The organism is Alteromonas sp. 5NW40-0090, from assembly GCF_057552975.1.
The window spans coordinates 190,137-207,302 of the sequence record NZ_BAAJLT010000001.1 but is presented as its reverse complement, the minus strand read 5'-3'; the positions used below and the strand labels follow the sequence as shown (position 1 = coordinate 207,302).

Here is a 17,166-nt window from a genome sequence, read left to right as displayed (position 1 = left end):
GCGAAAAATTAAAATGCATAGGCTTCGACGCGCGCACGACCGGTCCTTTTGGCCTTATAGAGAAGCTCATCACATGCTTTTATGATAGTGTCTAAATTGGTTTCCCCATTCACATTAAGCAGCCCGGAAGAAAAACTAACTGAGAATTGTGCATTGGTATGACACCAATGTTTTTGGCGTGAAAGCGTCATGTTCAATTCATCAAGTATGCGTTTCGCCGACTGTTGGTCAGAGTCAGAAAAATAAATCAAAAACTCTTCGCCACCATATCGACATAGCTTATCTGATTTGCGAATTCTCTTTTGTATTATCTGGGTAAGTGTAGTTAGCACTTCATCGCCTACAGTGTGACCGTATTTGTCATTAACCTTTTTAAAATTATCAACATCAAGTAGGGCTATGCAGGATGTTCCGTTGCCTTTTAATGACTTCTTGAGGCTATTCAACATTGCACGACGGGTCAGGGCACCAGTAAGAGAGTCCCTCTCTGCGAGTAAATCACTTTGTCGTTTAGAAATCCAAAGCCATAAAGCGAGTATGAGAAGAATAGTGACAATGAGTACAAAAATGGTAGTTTTCATTGCTTCTTTATCGGTGGATAACCCTTCTTTTTCGTCTTGCAGTGCGTTGATTTCTTTCTGTCGATAATGGGCTAGCTCGATATCTTTAGCGATACTATTTGAGAAATTAGACGAAGAAAACTGAAATTGCTCTGTGTTTTTCTCGAAGAGCAGTTGGTTGTACGCTTTTGAATGCTCGTAGGCTTTTTCGTAATTACCGGCAGCGTCGTAAATTCTTGTAAGTTCAAGCTCTTTTCTCAACAAATATTGTTTCTTAAATCCATCTGTGGATACGTTCTTTCGCACTGCATCTTCGAACTTTTGAAGTGACAAAAAGAGTCGCTTACTATCGTTTTCAAAGACTGCTTTATAGGACTGATAAAGATAAACAAGTTCTTCTGGTTTAGTTGCAGTTTGATTGATGTCTATTTTGTCTAATCTGTTTACGACAGACTCTATTTCCTTATCATGAGTTTGCCGAAACCCCATCATAAGCACTCGTAATCTTTGATAAAGGGTCAGAAACATTTCAAGTGCAGAGTTTTTGTCTTTTACAAATTCGAGAGCTTTGTCGGAAATAAGCAATGCGTCTTGGTATTTATTTTGGAGGAGAAGAGAATCAATCGAAGTAAAATATGCCCACGTAACGAATTCGTCATTGAGTTTACTTTGCTTGATTATAGTCATTGAGTGAGAGTAAGCTCTGCTTGGTACAGATAACTCTGTAAAAGCAATGCGAAGCCATTCGTGGGCAGTATCGCTATCTAAAATGTTTTCTAAATTTAAAGTAGAAGCGCGTGGGGGCAAATAGGGGAGTGCATATTCTATTTCATTGATTGCCTGAATGGGATTAGCTAACGTGAGTTCCATAGATAGCCATATGCTGGCTATAGCAGTCGCGGTTTTACTCCCCGTTTCCAGAACTTCACGCTTCAAGCGTCTGAGCGCAGGCACAGTAACGGTAATTCGCTGAGATGAACCGTCAAAGTCATTCATAGCTCTGGCGTAAGTATAATAAGCCCGTGTGGCAGCGTACAAACCTGGACTCAGAGATTTTAATTCTTCCCAATGGTTCTTAAGCAAAGGCGACTTTACGTAAATGGGAACGCGAGGCTTTTCAACCTCGTTAGCCGTTCCCGTCGCCAGTAAGTGCCTGAAGATAATACCTTCACTACTTTCATCATTTTGAATCTGTGACTTCTTAATCTCAATCACTATCTGGTCGTTGTCGATAGCTGATGGGCTATTCCAATTATAAATCACTAATGCTGCTAGTTGACTATAAGCATTAAGCTTTTTAAGCCTTTGCTCTAAAGAATGATGAGCTAACTGGGCTTGAAGTGAGTCGCTGAAGACTAAGATAATAAGTAGACAAAACTTCACCCTTGTAAAACGACACCAAGCGGTCATTGAATTTGCTACCTCTATACTGCGGATTAGCTAAAATATTTACTGATAATTAAACAACTGTTTAATTCTAAAGTATAAGTTTTATTGCGCATGTTTTCACCTTAAATTTAGGTAAAAAAATCGGCCGCAGTGGGCCGACGAAGGGAAGTGCATAAGGTACGCACTTTTTTGGAAAGGGGGGGGCGTCTTCCGTTAGGCTGAAAATTGAATCCTTTCAGAGACCGCTTTTTTCATTTCGCTTAAATCAGCGTTTTTATCGCCAACAATCATCACATTCGCATGATTCATCTTTATGCTCTCTCCATGAAATTGACCGTCAGCAAACTCGCTGGGTACTGAGATATCTCCACGCTCAGGTACTACGAATACAGACATTTTCCCTTGTGGCGTATTCACAATAAGGTGCAGGCTTCTCACTGTACTTAAGTGACAATAGTTCACCACTTCAACACCATCAAGCATCTCACTAAAGCTACCGCCAAAGCTTGCCAGTTTTGCATTTACCATATCTAAGTCTGCAGGAAGCAGCGAGTGGGCACTCTCCATTTCGGCATACTGCATGTGGGCAAGTGCTTGCCCGCCAATACTAAGCGGTTGGTGGTACCACATGGTAAGTCCGATACCTACAGTGAAAGCAACAGATGCGGCCATCGCCAAATACCAACGACTCCGGCGTTTGTAGCGATTGAACTCGTCAGTCGACTGTTGCCAAATGAGCTTGCTAGCAAGGTCTTCTGGCACATCGATTTTTAAAGCTTGCTTTAATTGCTTATCTAACTGCTTTTGTTCATTCCAGAAACTGCGTTTGCTTTCATCCGCTTTTGCCGCTTCTACAACATCACTGTCAGTCGTTTCTGGATCGGCGTAGATTCGACGCCTAAATTCTAACTCATCCATTTACACGACCTCTCTGTTCATTTTGCTTCTCTAATGCCTCTTTTAGCTGATTCCTCGCCCTGAAAAGGCGAGTCATTACCGTGTTCTTGTTAAGCCCTAACTGATTGGCGATCTCTTCGCCACTAAAACCGAAAATCAATTGGAGTATTAAGGGTTCACGATACTCAACACTCAATCCACCTAATAGTCGCTGAAGCTCTCTATCTTTCAAGTCCCCATCAGCATGCTGTGTGTCATCTTGAATATGGCAATCGTCTATATCTACCGTGTCGAATTGCTTTCGTTCAAACCGACGGGCATTCTCACGGCGAAGAATGGTTATTAACCAAGACTTTGCCGCCTTTTCATCATTTAGGGCGTCTAAAGAGCGCCAAGCACGAAGAAATGTTTCCTGTACGACATCCTCAGCAATGCTCTGGTCTTTTATAAGCCAGAATGCATAGCGGTAAATGTCGGCGTGGAATGCCTTTACCAGTGCTTCATATCTTTGGTGTTTTGCTTTCATATTCGATAAGACCTGACCACTGTCAGATTTATTTCGCCCAAACATAAAAAAATCCAAAAACTTAAGTTTTTTTCACTATGGCATAAAAAACGCGCCATTTCGTTATCCGAAAGACGCGTTTTCATCTTATTTTCAGTGATCAGAGCACCTATTAAGGAATGCTAAGCACCTTTTTGAGCAGCAATCCAAGCGTTAATATTTTCTTCTAAAATTGAAAGTGGTACGGGACCATACTTAAGCACTTCATCATGGAAACCTTTCCAATCAAACTTATCACCAAGCTCAGTTTGAGCATGCGCTCTAAGCTCCATGATTTTTAGTTTGCCAATCATATAGGCAGTGGCTTGTCCTGGCATGGCAATATAGCGTTCAATGGCTTTTTGCGCGTCATATTCAGGGTTTGGGGTGTTCTCTATTAGATAGTTTACCGCTTCTTCACGGGACCATTTCTTCGCGTGAATACCCGTATCAACAACAAGTCTGCAAGCGCGCCAAAGTTCCATAGCTAGGCGACCGAAATCAGAATACGGATCTTCATAAAAGCCCATATCTTTTGCAAGTTCTTCGGTATAAAGGCCCCAGCCTTCCGTGTATGCGGTAAAGCTCAAGAACTTCTGAAACTGAGGCACTCCCTCTAATTCTTGTGCAATAGCGCGCTGCATGTGGTGACCTGGGATGCCCTCGTGATACGCCAGCGCCTCTAACTGGTAAGTCGGCATAGCTTTCATATCATAAAGGTTGGCGTAATAGATACCGGGGCGGCTGCCGTCTTGCGCAGGACTTTGGTAAAACGCCTTGCCCGCAGACTGTTCGCGGAACGCTTCAACACGTTTAACAATCATTGGGGCTTCTGGAAGAATACCAAAGTATTCAGGAATCGCCTCTCGCATGTCGTCTATGGCGGTTTTCGCCATATCAAGATATTGCTGTCTACCTTCATCGGTTGAAGGCAGATAGAATTGATCATCTTCACGCATAAAGACAAAAAATTCTTGAAGGGTGCCTTCAAATTTCACCTGTTTCATAATATCACGCATTGCGTTGTGTATGCGTTCTACGTTCTCTACGCCAATTTGGTGAACTTCATCAGCGGAAAGGTCAGTGGTGGTAAACCAGTTCAGACGATTTTGATACCACTTATCTCCATTGGGTAAGCGCCACACGCCGTCGCCTTCAGGCGTTACTTCTCTTTGATGAGCTAACTCTTCGATGAACTTCTCGTAAGATGGCATGACCGAAGTAACTAACGCGGCTTTTGCCTCTCCTAATAGCGTGGTTTTTTCAGCCTCTGTAATATCAAGGTTGTTTACCTTGTTTTGAAAATCTTCCCAAATAGTAGACGGTGTTTCGCTTGAATCAAACGGCGCGCCAGTTATCACATTTTTTGACGCATCAATCATTTGATCATAAGCCCATGCGGGTGGGAATACGCCGACTTTTTCGCGAACTTTCATTTGTTCGATAACTTGATCAAAGTATGTACGTACATTGTCTAGTCGTCCAATGTAGGCCTGAGCATCTTCTTTACTCTTTACACTGTGAATGTTGATAAGGAAGCTAGGCACTTGCGTATGTGCGGCACGGAACTGATGCACTATATAGCGGTGATGCCTAAATTCATCGTTAGCCAGATCGCGCTCAATGCCCAGTTTATAAAGGCGTAAGCTTAACTTTTCTTGTTCACTTAACTTTGTCGTGTCGAAACTATTAAGCTTTTCAAGACGATTTTTAACAATGGCAACGCGGGCATCGGCTTCTTCATCACTGATGTCATCCCATTTATCGTAGTCCCACTTTTTACCGAGGTAACTTTGGAACAGTGGAGAGCGCTTAAGATCCTCTTCAAAAGTACGTTCAAAAAACGCATTCAGGCGCTCAGATTCAGACTGTCCAGCGGGCTGTTCCGTTTTAATAGGTTCTGGCGCTGTGTTAGATGTTTCGCTTGCTGGAGAGCAAGCGGTTAACGTTGTAATGGCCAACGCTATCGGCGTTAGCTTTAATAGTGTTTTCTTCATTGTATTCCCCGTCGCGTTTAATTGATTATTTTTATAAGCTAAAGCTTCTAAGGTTAATAAGTCTTAAAGAGGACAATAAGGCTCAAAGGCTCAAAGGCTCGACTGTTTCTCGAACGCAAACATTTCTGTTACGGAGCCCTTGCCACCGTGATTTAGCTAGTTGCAAGGGCTTTCATTACGCAAATTCTAGTGTATTAGCAAATGAAATGCGTTTTATGAAGCAGGATATAAGGCAGATAGCGTGTTATTGTTCCCTTCACTTTTTTGCTTCCACGCGCTGCGGGCAAGCTTAACTTCATTTGAAAGTGTATCTAAAGCTTTCATGACCTGTTTAGATTGGGTGTTAGCGTCAGCTTTATTGGCTGAAAAGCGCAGTGCATAGAGCTCATTAACACTAGCGTTGATTCCTTCAAACTGCGAAAGTTGCGCTTTACCCGAAGTTAATGCGGTTATCCACTGTTTAAGCACGGGCGTAAGTGAGCTTGTGTCTTTTGCCTTTATTACTGACATTAGGTTTTGGAATTGTACTTTTTCATCCCACTGAGCATAAGAGTGGAAGCGCTGTGCAGAACCGGTTTTGTTAGTGGTCCCAGGCCCCGTCATCTGAAACTGCTTAAGCTTTCTGTAAGTAAATATCCATCCCGCAAGCGCAATAACGAACAGCGCAAATAGTGCACCAGTTACCATCCAATTAAGCTGGGTATTTTCGTCAGTATCGACTCCACCTGAAGCGCTGTCTAATGGATTATCCCCACTGCTAGCACTAGCGTTAGGCTGTGTTGTAGCTGACGGTATATCATTTTTAATATCTTCATTGCTTGCACTACTGGCTGATGGAGTGTTTAGCATATTCGGAGTATTGGCATTATTTGCGCCAGACGCTGGCGCTACCTTAATTGAACGAGCGGGTATAGTGGCATACTCAGTTTGCTGAGTAAGCGTATTAAACCAAGGGATAGTAATTTCAGGTAAGACAAAGTTACCCGGCTGCGTAGGAATAATTGCCAGCGAGGTTTGGCGCTGTGAAATTAAGCTCTGGTCTTTTTCAACTGTCGTTGTGTTTGATTGATCTGGATACAGCTTAAAGTTTGGCGGATAAAACTCAGGAATATCAGGAAGCTGCTCTTCTACTACGCCCAATGCGGTTAGCGTAACAATACGGGTGACTGGTTCACCTGCTACAAAACTATCACCTTGTGGCCATTCTTCATCCACTCGCACCATTTCAGAAGGCAACCAAGGGTAATCTATCCCCTGAGGAATGGGCTTAATGTTTACCGTAATGTCGGGCCCAACCCGATTGATTTGCTGGGTACGGTTAAAGAAGCCAAAACGTTGGTTAGTATTGGCTGCCATTACTTCGCCAGTGAAGATAGGGCCTCTTAGTGTGAATTCACCGGATGCTTGAGGCACAACAGCAAATTGACGCTCAATAATTTGATACCGTTTACCGTTTACTATATCGGTATACTGTTTGTCTTCACCTAACTGGGTAATTTCCGCATTTTGCATTTCTGGCGCTTGTAGACTGCCGCGCTCAATATTGCTAGAAAGAAACAGCTTAACCGTATAAAGCAGCTGTTGATTTAGATAGGCCTCTTTCAAGTCGATATCCGTGGTAACAAAATAGTCCCTTGCCACGTTACTTTGTTCTTGAACTGGTATTACTTTAACTTGAATAGGCTTGGTTGATTTTCCTTCAATGGTTAATGGAGGAATGGTGAACGTGCCTTCCTTTCGGGGAAATAACGTAGTGGTCCAAACGGTGGTGCGCTTGGTGTCGAAATTGACGATTGAGGTTTGGCTACTTACCGATGTTCTGCCGACAACAAAATCTTTAAGCAGGGGAGAGCTGTCGAATGCATCTCTGTCCGCGCTGCCGTCTGCAGTAACCGTTAAGCGAATCGCTTCATCCAACATGACAGGGTTTCTATCAATGGTGGCTTCCAGCGAATTTATATCGGCATAAGCCACCGCATTTACAAGTAGGGTAAATAAAAAAACTATACGTGTAGATTGTAATAAGGCTCTCATCTACCAATCACTCCGGTTTGAAGGCATACGTTGACGCTGACGTTTTTGTGCTTCTAATTGCATTTTTCGTTTTAGTAAGAATGCAGGATCGTCTGGCACGCGGCGCATTAAACTCTCCATTCGCTGCAACTCTTCTTTTTCTGCGTCGGTAAGCTCGGTTTCTTGACCTTGCATAGCCTGTGCTTCCTGCTCTGCTTGTTGTTCGTTTTCTTGTGCTTGCGCGCTGTTACCTTGATCAGACTCTTCCTGTTCTGCATTTTGCTGCTGAGAGTCTGATGACTCGTTCTGACTGTTCATCTCGGAATCATCAGGCTGTTGTGAGTTATCTCCGCCACTTTGCTGTTCATCGTTAGCTTGGCTTTGATCAGACTGTTGACCCTCATTATTGTCTTGCTGACCATTCTGCGCGTTTGAACCTTCCTGATTGTTCTGCTCCCCTGATTGCTTGTTGTTATCAGAGTTATCAGAGCTGTCAGAGTTATCAGAGCTATCTTGGCCATTATCCTGCGAGTCACTCTGTTCGCCGTCATCGCCATTTTCGTTCTGGTTTTGCTCCTGATTCTGCTGTTGCTGCTGTTTCAGCAAATCCTCGACAATCTTTTTGTTGGTTTTTGCATCGTCGAAATCGGGTGCTTCGCTTAACGCCTGATCATATTTCTTAATAGCGTCTTCAAGCTTACCGAGTTTTGCCAGTGCATTGCCTTGATTGTAAAGACTCTCGGGGCCAGGAATGTTCTTGAAGGCATTTAATGCACCTTCGTAGTCACCTGATTTATAAAGTGATGATGCTTTCCAGGTGTCGTCATTAAACTGATTAACTGCGTCTTTGTACTTGCCTCTTTGGTAACTGTTCAATGCTTCCTGGTTGTCATTCATAAATGGCGTTTGCCACCATGAAAGTGAATCAGGTTTATTTGCCATCTCTAGAGTATCTTCTGGTGCGCCTATGCCTTGTGACGTGCCAGCAATTTCTGAGGCTTGGGCACGTTGCAGAGCATGGGCGTTTTTAATCATAGAGGGGCTAAGTAAACCCACCAACACGATGAAAACTAACCCGCGTTTGAATGCAAAGGCGGCAAACGGTAGAAGTATAAGCAGCAAGTAAGGGCCAACTTCTTTCCACTGGTCTCCTTGCAAATTACTCTCTTCTTCGTTCTCTTCGCTGTCGCTTTTATCTAGTAGAGATACCGAGGCAAGGGCATCAATGTCGGTGTCGTTTGATGTAAAGGATTCAAAGCGTCCGCCGCTCGTTTTAACCACGCCTTTCACTGCGCCTTCGTTTAACTTGGGTATAACGATGCTGCCGGTGAAGTCTTTTAATAGCTCGCCGCTTTGCTGGCGGATAGGCGCGCCTTCAGATGTCCCAACGGTAAGTGCATTTACTGTAAAAGGAATAGAAGCCACATACTCCTGAAGCTCTTGTTGTTGTTCTAACTCTATTCCGTCAGTAATCCAGTAGATCATGCCTGAGTTATATCCGGCATTCGTGAGAAGCTCTGACGCACTCTCTATGCCTAGGAGTGGGTCGCTGCCTGGCACGGGCATAATTTCCGGTGACAGGCTTGGGATTAGGGTTGTGATATTTCCTGCGTCTTCGGTTAAGGGGCTAATGACAAACGCATCGCCAGCGTAAGCAACTAAGCCCATTTCACCTTCACCAATAGCGTTGACTAGGTCTATCGCTTTATATTTAGCGCGAGTAAGCCTGTCTGGCATCATATCGGTAGCGCGCATTGAAAGCGACATATCTATGACTATAACGTGTCCCATTTTTAACTGGTAAACCGGTTGCGGCAGACGCTCCCACGTTGGGCCAGCGAGTGCTATCACACTTATAATCCAAACAAGAGCAAGCATCCACATTGGAGGTTTTGCGCCCATTTCGGTTTTTCCAATCACCATATATTGATATAAGTGAGAAGGGATCACAGATTGCCAGCCAGATTGCTTAGCTGTGGTTTTTCTAATTAAAAACACAAGCAGCATCAAGGGTGCGAGCGCGATAAACCATTCGGGGCGTAAAAAATGAAATTGGTTTAAGAAGTCGAATTCCATTACTTCGTCTCCCTATTTGTTTGCGCTGCTTGAGTTGCTTGTATTGCATCAGCGGTGTTCGAGTGTTGCGCGGACAAATTAATGCGTCTTTGTGCAAACCAACGAAATGTTGATACAAGTACCGTCACAAAAGCCCATAGTGCTGACAGTAATATCGCAGCACCAAGGGGATAGTAAAATAGTGCGCTCAATGGACGCATCTTGCGCGTTTCACCTTCAATAGGCTCAAGCGCGTCAAGTTGTTGATAAATAGCCTGAAGTTCCTGGGCATTTCGAGCCCTAAAATATTGGCCGCCAGTGCTAGTTGCAATGTCAGTTAACATGCCTTCATCAAGTTCTTGCGACGGGTTTATTTGTCGGCTACCGAAAAAGCTTTGGATCAGCATTTTATCTGCGCCCACACCAATTGTGTAAACCTTCACACCCTTACTAATTGCCAACTCTTTCGCCTGCTCGGGTGTAATATTCCCTGCAGTATTTTGCCCATCGGTAAGAAGAATTAACACGTTATTAGACTCTTCCCGTTCGTCAAAGCGTTTCACTGCTAAACCTATCGCATCGCCTATGGCCGTCTGTTCGCCAACCAACCCAATGACAGCTTCACTCAGAAGTGTAGAAACAGTATCTCTGTCATAGGTAAGCGGCGCTTGAACGTACGCGGTATCGGCAAATAAAATAAGGCCAATTCTGTCGCCCACGCGACGCTGAATAAAGTCATAAACCACCGACTTAGTCATTGTTAAACGGTTAACTTGTCGGCCATTTAGCTGCATATCATCTATCTTCATACTGCCCGATAAGTCTACTGCTAACATCATTTCTCGACCTTCGTTTGGTATGCTAACAGGCTCTCCTAACCATTGAGGGCGCGCGGCAGCCGTTACTAGCAGCAGCCATATCAAGCTACTTACCACTAGCGGTATTCTGGTTTGTTTCAATTGGGTTTGCTCTGACACATCGCCAGGTCGCAAACTTGGAACCCGCAGTGCAGCCATGGGCATGTCTTGTGCTTTTTTAGAAAGCAGGCGTACGATAATAGGCAAGGGAAGTACAAAAAAGACCCACCACCAAGCAAAATTAAGCATGATGCGGCTCCTTGGCTGGTTTATTATGAGGGTTGCCATCGTTTAGACCGCCTTCATTCACACCGCCGTAAGCCCCCTTGTTTTTAGGCAGTCTGGCTTTTGAAAGCCAGTTTTTTACTGCCCCTTTGCAGGTTTCAAAATCACTAGGGTTGGGGGTGGCTTGATAAACATTGCTTACTAACAAACCTAAATCACTTTCAAGTTTGCTATCACTACTTCTCAATGCAGAGGTTAAGAACGCTTGCCACTGTTTACCGTATAACCCAGCTACTTGCTGAGTTGGGTAATAGCTCATAGCCGTGCGTTTTAGAATTGAGTTTAACGCCACGGGCCAATTGCTTTGTTGTGCCGAAATCGATTCAAGTAAGGCTAAAGCTTGCTTACGCGCCTTGTTGTGACGTAGGTGGGCAGTGATAGCTTTATATAGGCAAAATAGAGCAATTAAGACTACTGCGATAGCGACCCACCAACCCCAATCTAATGGCCAAATGTTGACCTCTGTAGGTACGTGTATATCGCGCAGTTGAGCTAGTGGGTCTTGCTGCTGAGGGGGCACTGGTATTTGATTTGCCGGCGGCATCGATTGAGCAGCTGATTTTGTGTAACTAGATAGAAAGTTTGGTAAAAAATGGGTTGAAAAAATACTGCTTTGCATTAATTAAGCTCCAACCTTTGTTCTTGTTGCATACTTTGAAGCTGTTCGTCTAAAGGAAGGCCCGCTGAAACACTAAATCGAGCGATATTGTTTTTGCGCAAGGTGCTATAAATCACGCTGTTGTGTTCACTGCGCCATTTTTGATAGTGCTGTTGCTCGGTATTGTCGCCTAACACCCAGCGTTGTTGGTTTTGGCCATCAGAAACGCTGACGGTTTGTAATGAACTGGTTTGTGGCAAGGCGTGTTCTATTGGATCGTTAATTACGATAGCCCTCACTTCACAGTGTCGTGTTAAGTGACTTAAGTGTTGAATAGCTTGGGTACTTAAATGCTGAAAGTCTGACACGAGATAAACCAGGCTCCCCGGCCTTGCTAATCGTCTTGCCCTAGCGCACGCATCGGCAAAAGCTTGTTCGTCTTTGACTTTGTCCGGCTTAGATTGCGCGCTCTGTTCGTGCAATGCCATAAGTTCATGGCACACGTGCAACACGGCTTTTTTGCGGGTAAGCGGTTTAATTTCCTTGTGCTGTTGCTGGTTAAATACCAGTGCTCCGACCTTATCGCCACGAGCGGCAGCAGACCAGCTAATCAATGAAGATACGTGCGCTGCCTGCACCGCTTTAGTAAGCAGCTGCGTGCCAAATGCCATTGAAGGTAGGTAGTCACAGAATAGAAAAACCGGGCGCTCACGTTCTTCCCGATACACTTTAGTGTGAGTTTTACCCGTGCGCGCAGTTACGCGCCAATCAATAGCGCGAATATCATCACCGGGCTGATAGTGACGGGCCTCATCAAACTCCATGCCTCGGCCTTTATGCTTGGTGAGATAACTTCCAGCAAGTTTAGCTTGTGGCATACGTTTAGGCGCCAAACTAAACAGCTTAGCTAACTGCTGGTAGCGTAATAACTCTGCGGTAGACAGCGAGACCCCGTTACTTTGCAGCTTATTTAGCTGCGCTTGTACATTCACCATAGCTTAAGGAACTGCGACAGTTGCAACAATCTTATCAAGTACGTCGTTAATCGTTACGCCTTCAGCCTCGGCTTGATATGAAAGAATAATGCGGTGGCGAAGCACATTGTGAACCACAGCTTGAATATCATCAGGACCAACAAAGTCTCTGCCGCTAAGCCAAGCGTGAGCGCGTGCACAGCGATCTAAGCTGATGGTTGCTCGTGGGCTTGTTCCCATCGCTATCCACTGGCCTAATTCAGCGTCAAAATTTGCAGGCTGACGTGTGGCCATAATCAATTGAACTAAATACTGTTCTAACTCAGGCGCCATATACAAAGACAACGCTTCTCTACGCGACGTAAAAATATCGTCTTGAGTTAGCGTTGGTGGGGTAACAGGCGGTTCTGAGAGGGCTTCACCTCGGGTTAAACGCAATATTTCTAATTCTGTCTCGGCGCCAGGATAATCGATGTCCACGTGCATTAAGAATCGGTCTAGCTGTGCCTCAGGTAGTGGATAAGTTCCTTCCTGTTCTAGCGGGTTTTGCGTTGCCATTACTAAAAATAGCGGAGGAAGAGGGTAGGTTTTACTGCCTACCGTAATTTGACGTTCCGCCATGGCCTCAAGCAGGGCCGATTGCACTTTTGCGGGTGCGCGGTTGATTTCATCGGCTAGCACTAAGTTATGAAAGAGCGGCCCTTTTTGAAAAACAAACTCACCAGTTTCAGGGCGGTAGATGTCTGTACCGGTTAAGTCGGCAGGCAAAAGGTCTGGGGTAAATTGTACGCGATGAAAGTCGCCGTCAATACCATTAGCAAGTGCATTGATTGCGCGTGTTTTTGCAAGCCCAGGAGGACCTTCTACCAGAAGGTGGCCGTCGGCCAAAAGAGCGATAAGAAGGCTTTTGGTTAACGCATGCTGACCAATTATCTGCTGGTCTAAATAAGCGTGTAACTGTTGAAATTGCGCTGCTGCCATAATGCAAAATTTCCGTTTGAGTTCTCGTTATCAGAAAGTGTCATCGGAACGATAGGTTTATAAATCTCTTATAAAGTGATCGCTTAGCTAAAAAGTAAATTACATATTAATTAGATAGCTTTAGCCCGTCACAATGACACAAAACAGACTTTCATTTCCATATAAGGTTCATTCTATCTTTCTTCAAGTCGTCAAACAGTAATAAAAATGCGATATGTGGTGTGATGCAAAACGTGCTTTCTTTAATTTGAAAAATTTTAGCAGGCAAATTTGCAGGCGAACTTCACGAACGGTGCAAACTTTAGTTTCATTTATATTGCGCTTACCCCTGCATTATTTGCTATTTTGTTCATTGTTTGTAAAAATCGGGTTTATTACAGGTCAGACCACTTCGCTAGCAATGAGCAAAAGGTGAAGCTGGTCATAAATTTAGGTGCATTATGGCAACAAAACAATCAGTTACTACCCGAGAGGGTGATCGCATCGCCATTGTCGCGGGGTTGCGTACTCCGTTTGCGAAGATGGCTACATATTTCCACGGTGTTCCGGCTGTTGATCTAGGTAAAATGGTCGTAAACGAACTTCTCGTTCGCCATGGTGTTCAAAAAGAGTGGGTTGACCAGGTTGTCTACGGTCAAGTAGTGCAAATGCCTGAAGCGCCAAACATTGCGCGCGAAATCGTGCTTGGTACAGGCATGAATATTCACACCGATGCTTACAGCGTATCTCGCGCTTGTGCGACGAGTTTTCAATCTACGGTTAACATCGCTGAAAGCATGATGGCAGGCACGGTACAGGTAGGTATTGCTGGTGGTGCAGACTCAACATCGGTATCACCTATCGGTGTGTCTAAGAACCTTGCACGTGCGCTGGTAGATTTACAGAAAACCAAGACCTTGGGTCAAAAGCTGAATATCTTTAAGCGTTTAAGCTTAAAAGACTTAGCGCCAGTACCTCCTGCTGTAGCTGAGTACTCTACAGGTTTGTCGATGGGGCAAACGGCAGAGCAAATGGCGAAAACACATCAAATTTCTCGTGAAGAGCAAGACAAGCTTGCACATCGTTCGCACAGCCTAGCCGCTGAAAGCTGGGAAGCAGGCAAGCTGTCTAGCGAAGTGATGACCGCTTATGCTGAACCTTATAAAGGTGCGCTTGAGCGCGATAACAATGTACGTTTCGATTCTAAGCTTGAAGGCTACGCGAAACTTCGCCCAGTATTCGATAAAAAGTACGGCTCGGTAACCGCGGCAAACGCTACACCGCTTACTGACGGTGCTTCTGCAGTGCTTATGATGACAGAGAGCCGAGCAAAAGAGCTAGGCTACACGCCGCTGGGTTATATAAAGAGCTACGCGTTCTCGGCAATCGACGTGTGGGAAGACATGCTAATGGGACCATCGTACGCGACACCTATTGCGTTAGATCGCGCAGGTATGACGCTTAACGACCTAACGCTGATTGAAATGCACGAAGCGTTCGCTGCGCAAACCTTGGCAAACGTTAAGATGTTCGCAAGTGACAAGTTCGCTAAAGAGAAACTTGGCCGCGACAAAGCGACGGGCGAAATTGATATGGACAAATTCAACGTAATGGGTAGTTCAATTGCCTACGGTCACCCGTTTGCCGCAACCGGTACACGTATGATCACGCAAATGCTTAACGAACTAAATCGCCGTGGCGGTGGAACAGGTCTTCTTACTGCATGTGCTGCGGGTGGACTTGGTGCCGCAATGATCGTGGAGACAGAATAATATGAGTCAGGAACAAGAAATGACAAATGAAGTTCAGCCAACATCAGGCGCATTTACGTTAACCAAGCAAGATAATGGCGTTGCTATTCTTAGCATGGACGTACCTGGTGAGAGCATGAATACGCTTAAAGCTGAGTTTGGCGATGAGATATCTGCCGTGCTTGATGACATAGAGCGTGACAGCAGCATTAAAGGTGTAGTATTAACGAGTGGCAAGCCAAGCTCATTCGTAGCAGGCGCCGATATCACCATGCTAGCAGCGTGCAAAACCGCTGAAGACGCCACAACGATTGCCGCTGGCGGTCAAGCCATTTTCGATAGAATTGAGAACATGAAGGCTACCTTCGTTGCGGCTATTCACGGCCCAGCGTTAGGCGGTGGTTTAGAGCTAGCATTAGCGTGTCACTACCGTGTATGTACCGATTCACCTAGTACTCAGGTAGGTCTACCGGAAGTGCAGCTTGGCTTGTTGCCAGGCAGTGGCGGTACCCAGCGTCTTCCTCGCCTAATTGGCATTCAGCAAGCAATGAAAATGATGCTTACTGGCTCTCCAGCACGCGCTAAGCAAGCTAAAAAGTATGGCATTGTAGATGAAGTCGTGCCGCATAGCGTGCTTTTGAAAGTGGCCGAGCAGTTTGCCCTTAAACGCAAGCCTGAACGTGAAGCGCCGCAAAAGAGCGTAATGGACAAAATGTTAGAGAAGACCGGCCCAGGCCGAAACATGATGTTCAAAAAAGCGCGGGAAGCGACGTTTGCCAAAACCAAAGGTAATTATCCAGCGCCTGGGTACATTATTGATGTCATCGAAACCGGCATGAACGAAGGGATGAAAGCGGGGCTTAAAGCCGAAGCTGAAGCCTTTGGTAAGCTTGTTATGACGCCGGAATCTTTCCAATTACGCCAGATTTTCTTCGCAACAACAGAAATGAAAAAAGAAAACGGCGTTGAGGGTGTTAAACCCGAAAAGATGAAGAAAGTAGGCGTACTTGGCGGTGGTTTAATGGGCGGTGGTATCGCCTATGTAACGTCGACCAAAGCAGGTGTACCTGTGCGTATTAAAGACGTACGTGCGGAAGGTATCGCCAATGCAATGAAGTACAGCTATGACATCTTAAACAAAAAGGTGAAGAAGCGTTTCATGCGTAACAGCGAAATGCAGAAGCAGTTAGCGCTACTCACTGGTACACTTGATTACAGCGGCTATCAAGATGCTGATATCGTGGTTGAGGCGGTTTTTGAAGACCTCGACCTTAAGCAAAAAATGGTGGCGGATATTGAAGAGAACTGCAAAGAAAGCACGATCTTCGCGTCTAATACATCGTCTATTCCAATCACACAAATTGCAGCTAAAGCAGCACGTCCCGAAAACGTGATTGGTCTGCATTACTTCTCGCCAGTAGACAAAATGCCATTGGCTGAAGTTATTGCTCACGATAAAACGTCTGACCAAGTCATTTCATCTACGGTAGAGTTTGCTAAAAAGCAAGGTAAAACGCCCGTAGTTGTTAAAGACGGTGCGGGTTTCTACGTAAACCGTATTTTAGCGCCTTACATGAATGAAGCGGCAAACCTCATTCTTGACGGTGAGCCTATTGAGCACATCGATAAGTCATTGGTTAAGTTTGGCTTCCCTGTAGGCCCTGTGAAACTACTTGATGAAGTGGGCATTGATGTTGGTACTAAGATTATCCCATTCCTTGTAGAGGCTTTCGGCGAGCGCTTCACTGCGCCAAGTGCTTTTGACAAAGTACTTGCAGACGGCAGAAAGGGTAAGAAAAACCAGAAAGGGTTTTATTCCTATGAAGGCAAAAAGCCAGGTAAAGAAGTGGATGAATCAATCTACGAATTACTTGGGCTATCACCTTCTGCTAAGCTAAGCGAAAAAGAAGTAGCGGAACGCTGTGTATTAATGATGCTTAATGAAGCGGCACGCTGTTTAGACGAAGGCGTTATCCGCAATGCCCGCGATGGCGACATTGGTGCTATCTTCGGAATTGGCTTCCCTCCATTCTTAGGCGGCCCATTCCGCTATATGGATACACTGGGAATTAAACATGTTGTTGCTCGTTTAAACCATTATGCTACTGCTGTAGGTGATAAATTTGCACCTGCTGAAGTGTTAGTGAAAATGGCTGAAAACGATCAAAAATTTTACAGCTAAGTTTATAAAATGTTAAAAGCCGGGCTTTGCCCGGTTTTTTTATGTCTAATGAGTATTTTTGCTGGTTTATTGTTCTATTTTGGGTAGAATTCCAGCGGTTAAAA

12 protein-coding genes are annotated in these 17,166 nt (G+C 44.8%); 2 read left to right on the top strand and 10 right to left on the bottom strand.

Annotated features, from left to right (window positions below; translation table 11 throughout):
• Window positions 1–8 precede the first annotated feature (8 nt).
• From AC27KT_RS00890 to AC27KT_RS00845, 10 genes are all read right to left on the bottom strand, one after another.
• Entirely contained in the window at window positions 9–1,970 is a 1,962-nt protein-coding gene (locus tag AC27KT_RS00890) for a GGDEF domain-containing protein (protein ID WP_487126618.1), read from the bottom strand.
• Window positions 1,971–2,162: 192 nt separating this feature from the next.
• The gene (locus AC27KT_RS00885) at window positions 2,163–2,867 is read right to left on the bottom strand and encodes a DUF3379 family protein (protein WP_487126616.1); all 705 of its coding nucleotides are present in this window, start codon (window positions 2,865–2,867) and stop codon (window positions 2,163–2,165) included.
• A complete protein-coding gene (locus AC27KT_RS00880; RefSeq protein WP_487126614.1) occupies window positions 2,860–3,417 on the bottom strand; it encodes a sigma-70 family RNA polymerase sigma factor in 558 nt (185 codons plus the stop codon). The genes AC27KT_RS00885 and AC27KT_RS00880 overlap by 8 nt, the downstream gene beginning before the upstream one ends.
• A gap of 116 nt (window positions 3,418–3,533) precedes the next feature.
• Window positions 3,534–5,387, bottom strand: a complete 1,854-nt coding sequence (locus AC27KT_RS00875; RefSeq protein WP_487126612.1) for a DUF885 domain-containing protein — start codon at window positions 5,385–5,387, stop codon at window positions 3,534–3,536.
• 213 nt (window positions 5,388–5,600) lie between these two features.
• Window positions 5,601–7,421: a BatD family protein gene (locus tag AC27KT_RS00870; RefSeq protein ID WP_487126610.1), complete on the bottom strand. Its 1,821-nt coding sequence runs from the start codon at window positions 7,419–7,421 to the stop codon at window positions 5,601–5,603.
• Window positions 7,422–9,476: a vWA domain-containing protein gene (locus AC27KT_RS00865; RefSeq protein ID WP_487126608.1), complete on the bottom strand. Its 2,055-nt coding sequence runs from the start codon at window positions 9,474–9,476 to the stop codon at window positions 7,422–7,424.
• Window positions 9,476–10,561, bottom strand: coding sequence for a vWA domain-containing protein (locus AC27KT_RS00860; RefSeq protein ID WP_487126606.1), 1,086 nt, complete (start codon window positions 10,559–10,561; stop codon window positions 9,476–9,478). Before AC27KT_RS00860 ends, AC27KT_RS00865 begins: the two co-directional genes overlap by 1 nt.
• On the bottom strand, window positions 10,554–11,216 hold the full coding sequence (locus AC27KT_RS00855) for a DUF4381 domain-containing protein (RefSeq protein ID WP_487126604.1): 663 nt from the start codon (window positions 11,214–11,216) through the stop codon (window positions 10,554–10,556). The genes AC27KT_RS00860 and AC27KT_RS00855 overlap by 8 nt, the downstream gene beginning before the upstream one ends.
• Complete coding sequence (locus AC27KT_RS00850; RefSeq protein WP_487126602.1) at window positions 11,216–12,190, bottom strand: DUF58 domain-containing protein; 975 nt, start codon at window positions 12,188–12,190, stop codon at window positions 11,216–11,218. The genes AC27KT_RS00855 and AC27KT_RS00850 overlap by 1 nt, the downstream gene beginning before the upstream one ends.
• A gap of 3 nt (window positions 12,191–12,193) precedes the next feature.
• Entirely contained in the window at window positions 12,194–13,150 is a 957-nt protein-coding gene (locus AC27KT_RS00845) for an AAA family ATPase (protein WP_487126600.1), read from the bottom strand.
• 440 nt (window positions 13,151–13,590) lie between these two features.
• On the opposite strand from AC27KT_RS00845, the gene fadI reads away from it, so the two are divergent.
• Together fadI and fadJ are read left to right on the top strand one after the other, a co-directional pair.
• Complete coding sequence (fadI, locus tag AC27KT_RS00840) at window positions 13,591–14,901, top strand: acetyl-CoA C-acyltransferase FadI (protein WP_014948809.1); 1,311 nt, start codon at window positions 13,591–13,593, stop codon at window positions 14,899–14,901.
• A gap of 19 nt (window positions 14,902–14,920) precedes the next feature.
• Window positions 14,921–17,062, top strand: coding sequence for a fatty acid oxidation complex subunit alpha FadJ (gene fadJ, locus AC27KT_RS00835; RefSeq protein WP_487126598.1), 2,142 nt, complete (start codon window positions 14,921–14,923; stop codon window positions 17,060–17,062).
• Window positions 17,063–17,166: the final 104 nt, after the last annotated feature.

Excerpts from the sequence above, each read along its gene's own strand:
- AC27KT_RS00890 (WP_487126618.1), bottom strand. The coding sequence starts at position 1,970 with ATGACCGCTTGGTGTCGTTTTACAAGGGTGAAGTTTTGTCTACTTATT.
- AC27KT_RS00885 (WP_487126616.1), bottom strand. The coding sequence starts at position 2,867 with ATGGATGAGTTAGAATTTAGGCGTCGAATCTACGCCGATCCAGAAACG.
- AC27KT_RS00880 (WP_487126614.1), bottom strand. The coding sequence starts at position 3,417 with ATGTTTGGGCGAAATAAATCTGACAGTGGTCAGGTCTTATCGAATATG.
- AC27KT_RS00875 (WP_487126612.1), bottom strand. The coding sequence starts at position 5,387 with ATGAAGAAAACACTATTAAAGCTAACGCCGATAGCGTTGGCCATTACA.
- AC27KT_RS00870 (WP_487126610.1), bottom strand. The coding sequence starts at position 7,421 with ATGAGAGCCTTATTACAATCTACACGTATAGTTTTTTTATTTACCCTA.
- AC27KT_RS00865 (WP_487126608.1), bottom strand. The coding sequence starts at position 9,476 with ATGGAATTCGACTTCTTAAACCAATTTCATTTTTTACGCCCCGAATGG.
- AC27KT_RS00860 (WP_487126606.1), bottom strand. The coding sequence starts at position 10,561 with ATGCTTAATTTTGCTTGGTGGTGGGTCTTTTTTGTACTTCCCTTGCCT.
- AC27KT_RS00855 (WP_487126604.1), bottom strand. The coding sequence starts at position 11,216 with ATGCAAAGCAGTATTTTTTCAACCCATTTTTTACCAAACTTTCTATCT.
- AC27KT_RS00850 (WP_487126602.1), bottom strand. The coding sequence starts at position 12,190 with ATGGTGAATGTACAAGCGCAGCTAAATAAGCTGCAAAGTAACGGGGTC.
- AC27KT_RS00845 (WP_487126600.1), bottom strand. The coding sequence starts at position 13,150 with ATGGCAGCAGCGCAATTTCAACAGTTACACGCTTATTTAGACCAGCAG.
- fadI (WP_014948809.1), top strand. The coding sequence starts at position 13,591 with ATGGCAACAAAACAATCAGTTACTACCCGAGAGGGTGATCGCATCGCC.
- fadJ (WP_487126598.1), top strand. The coding sequence starts at position 14,921 with ATGACAAATGAAGTTCAGCCAACATCAGGCGCATTTACGTTAACCAAG.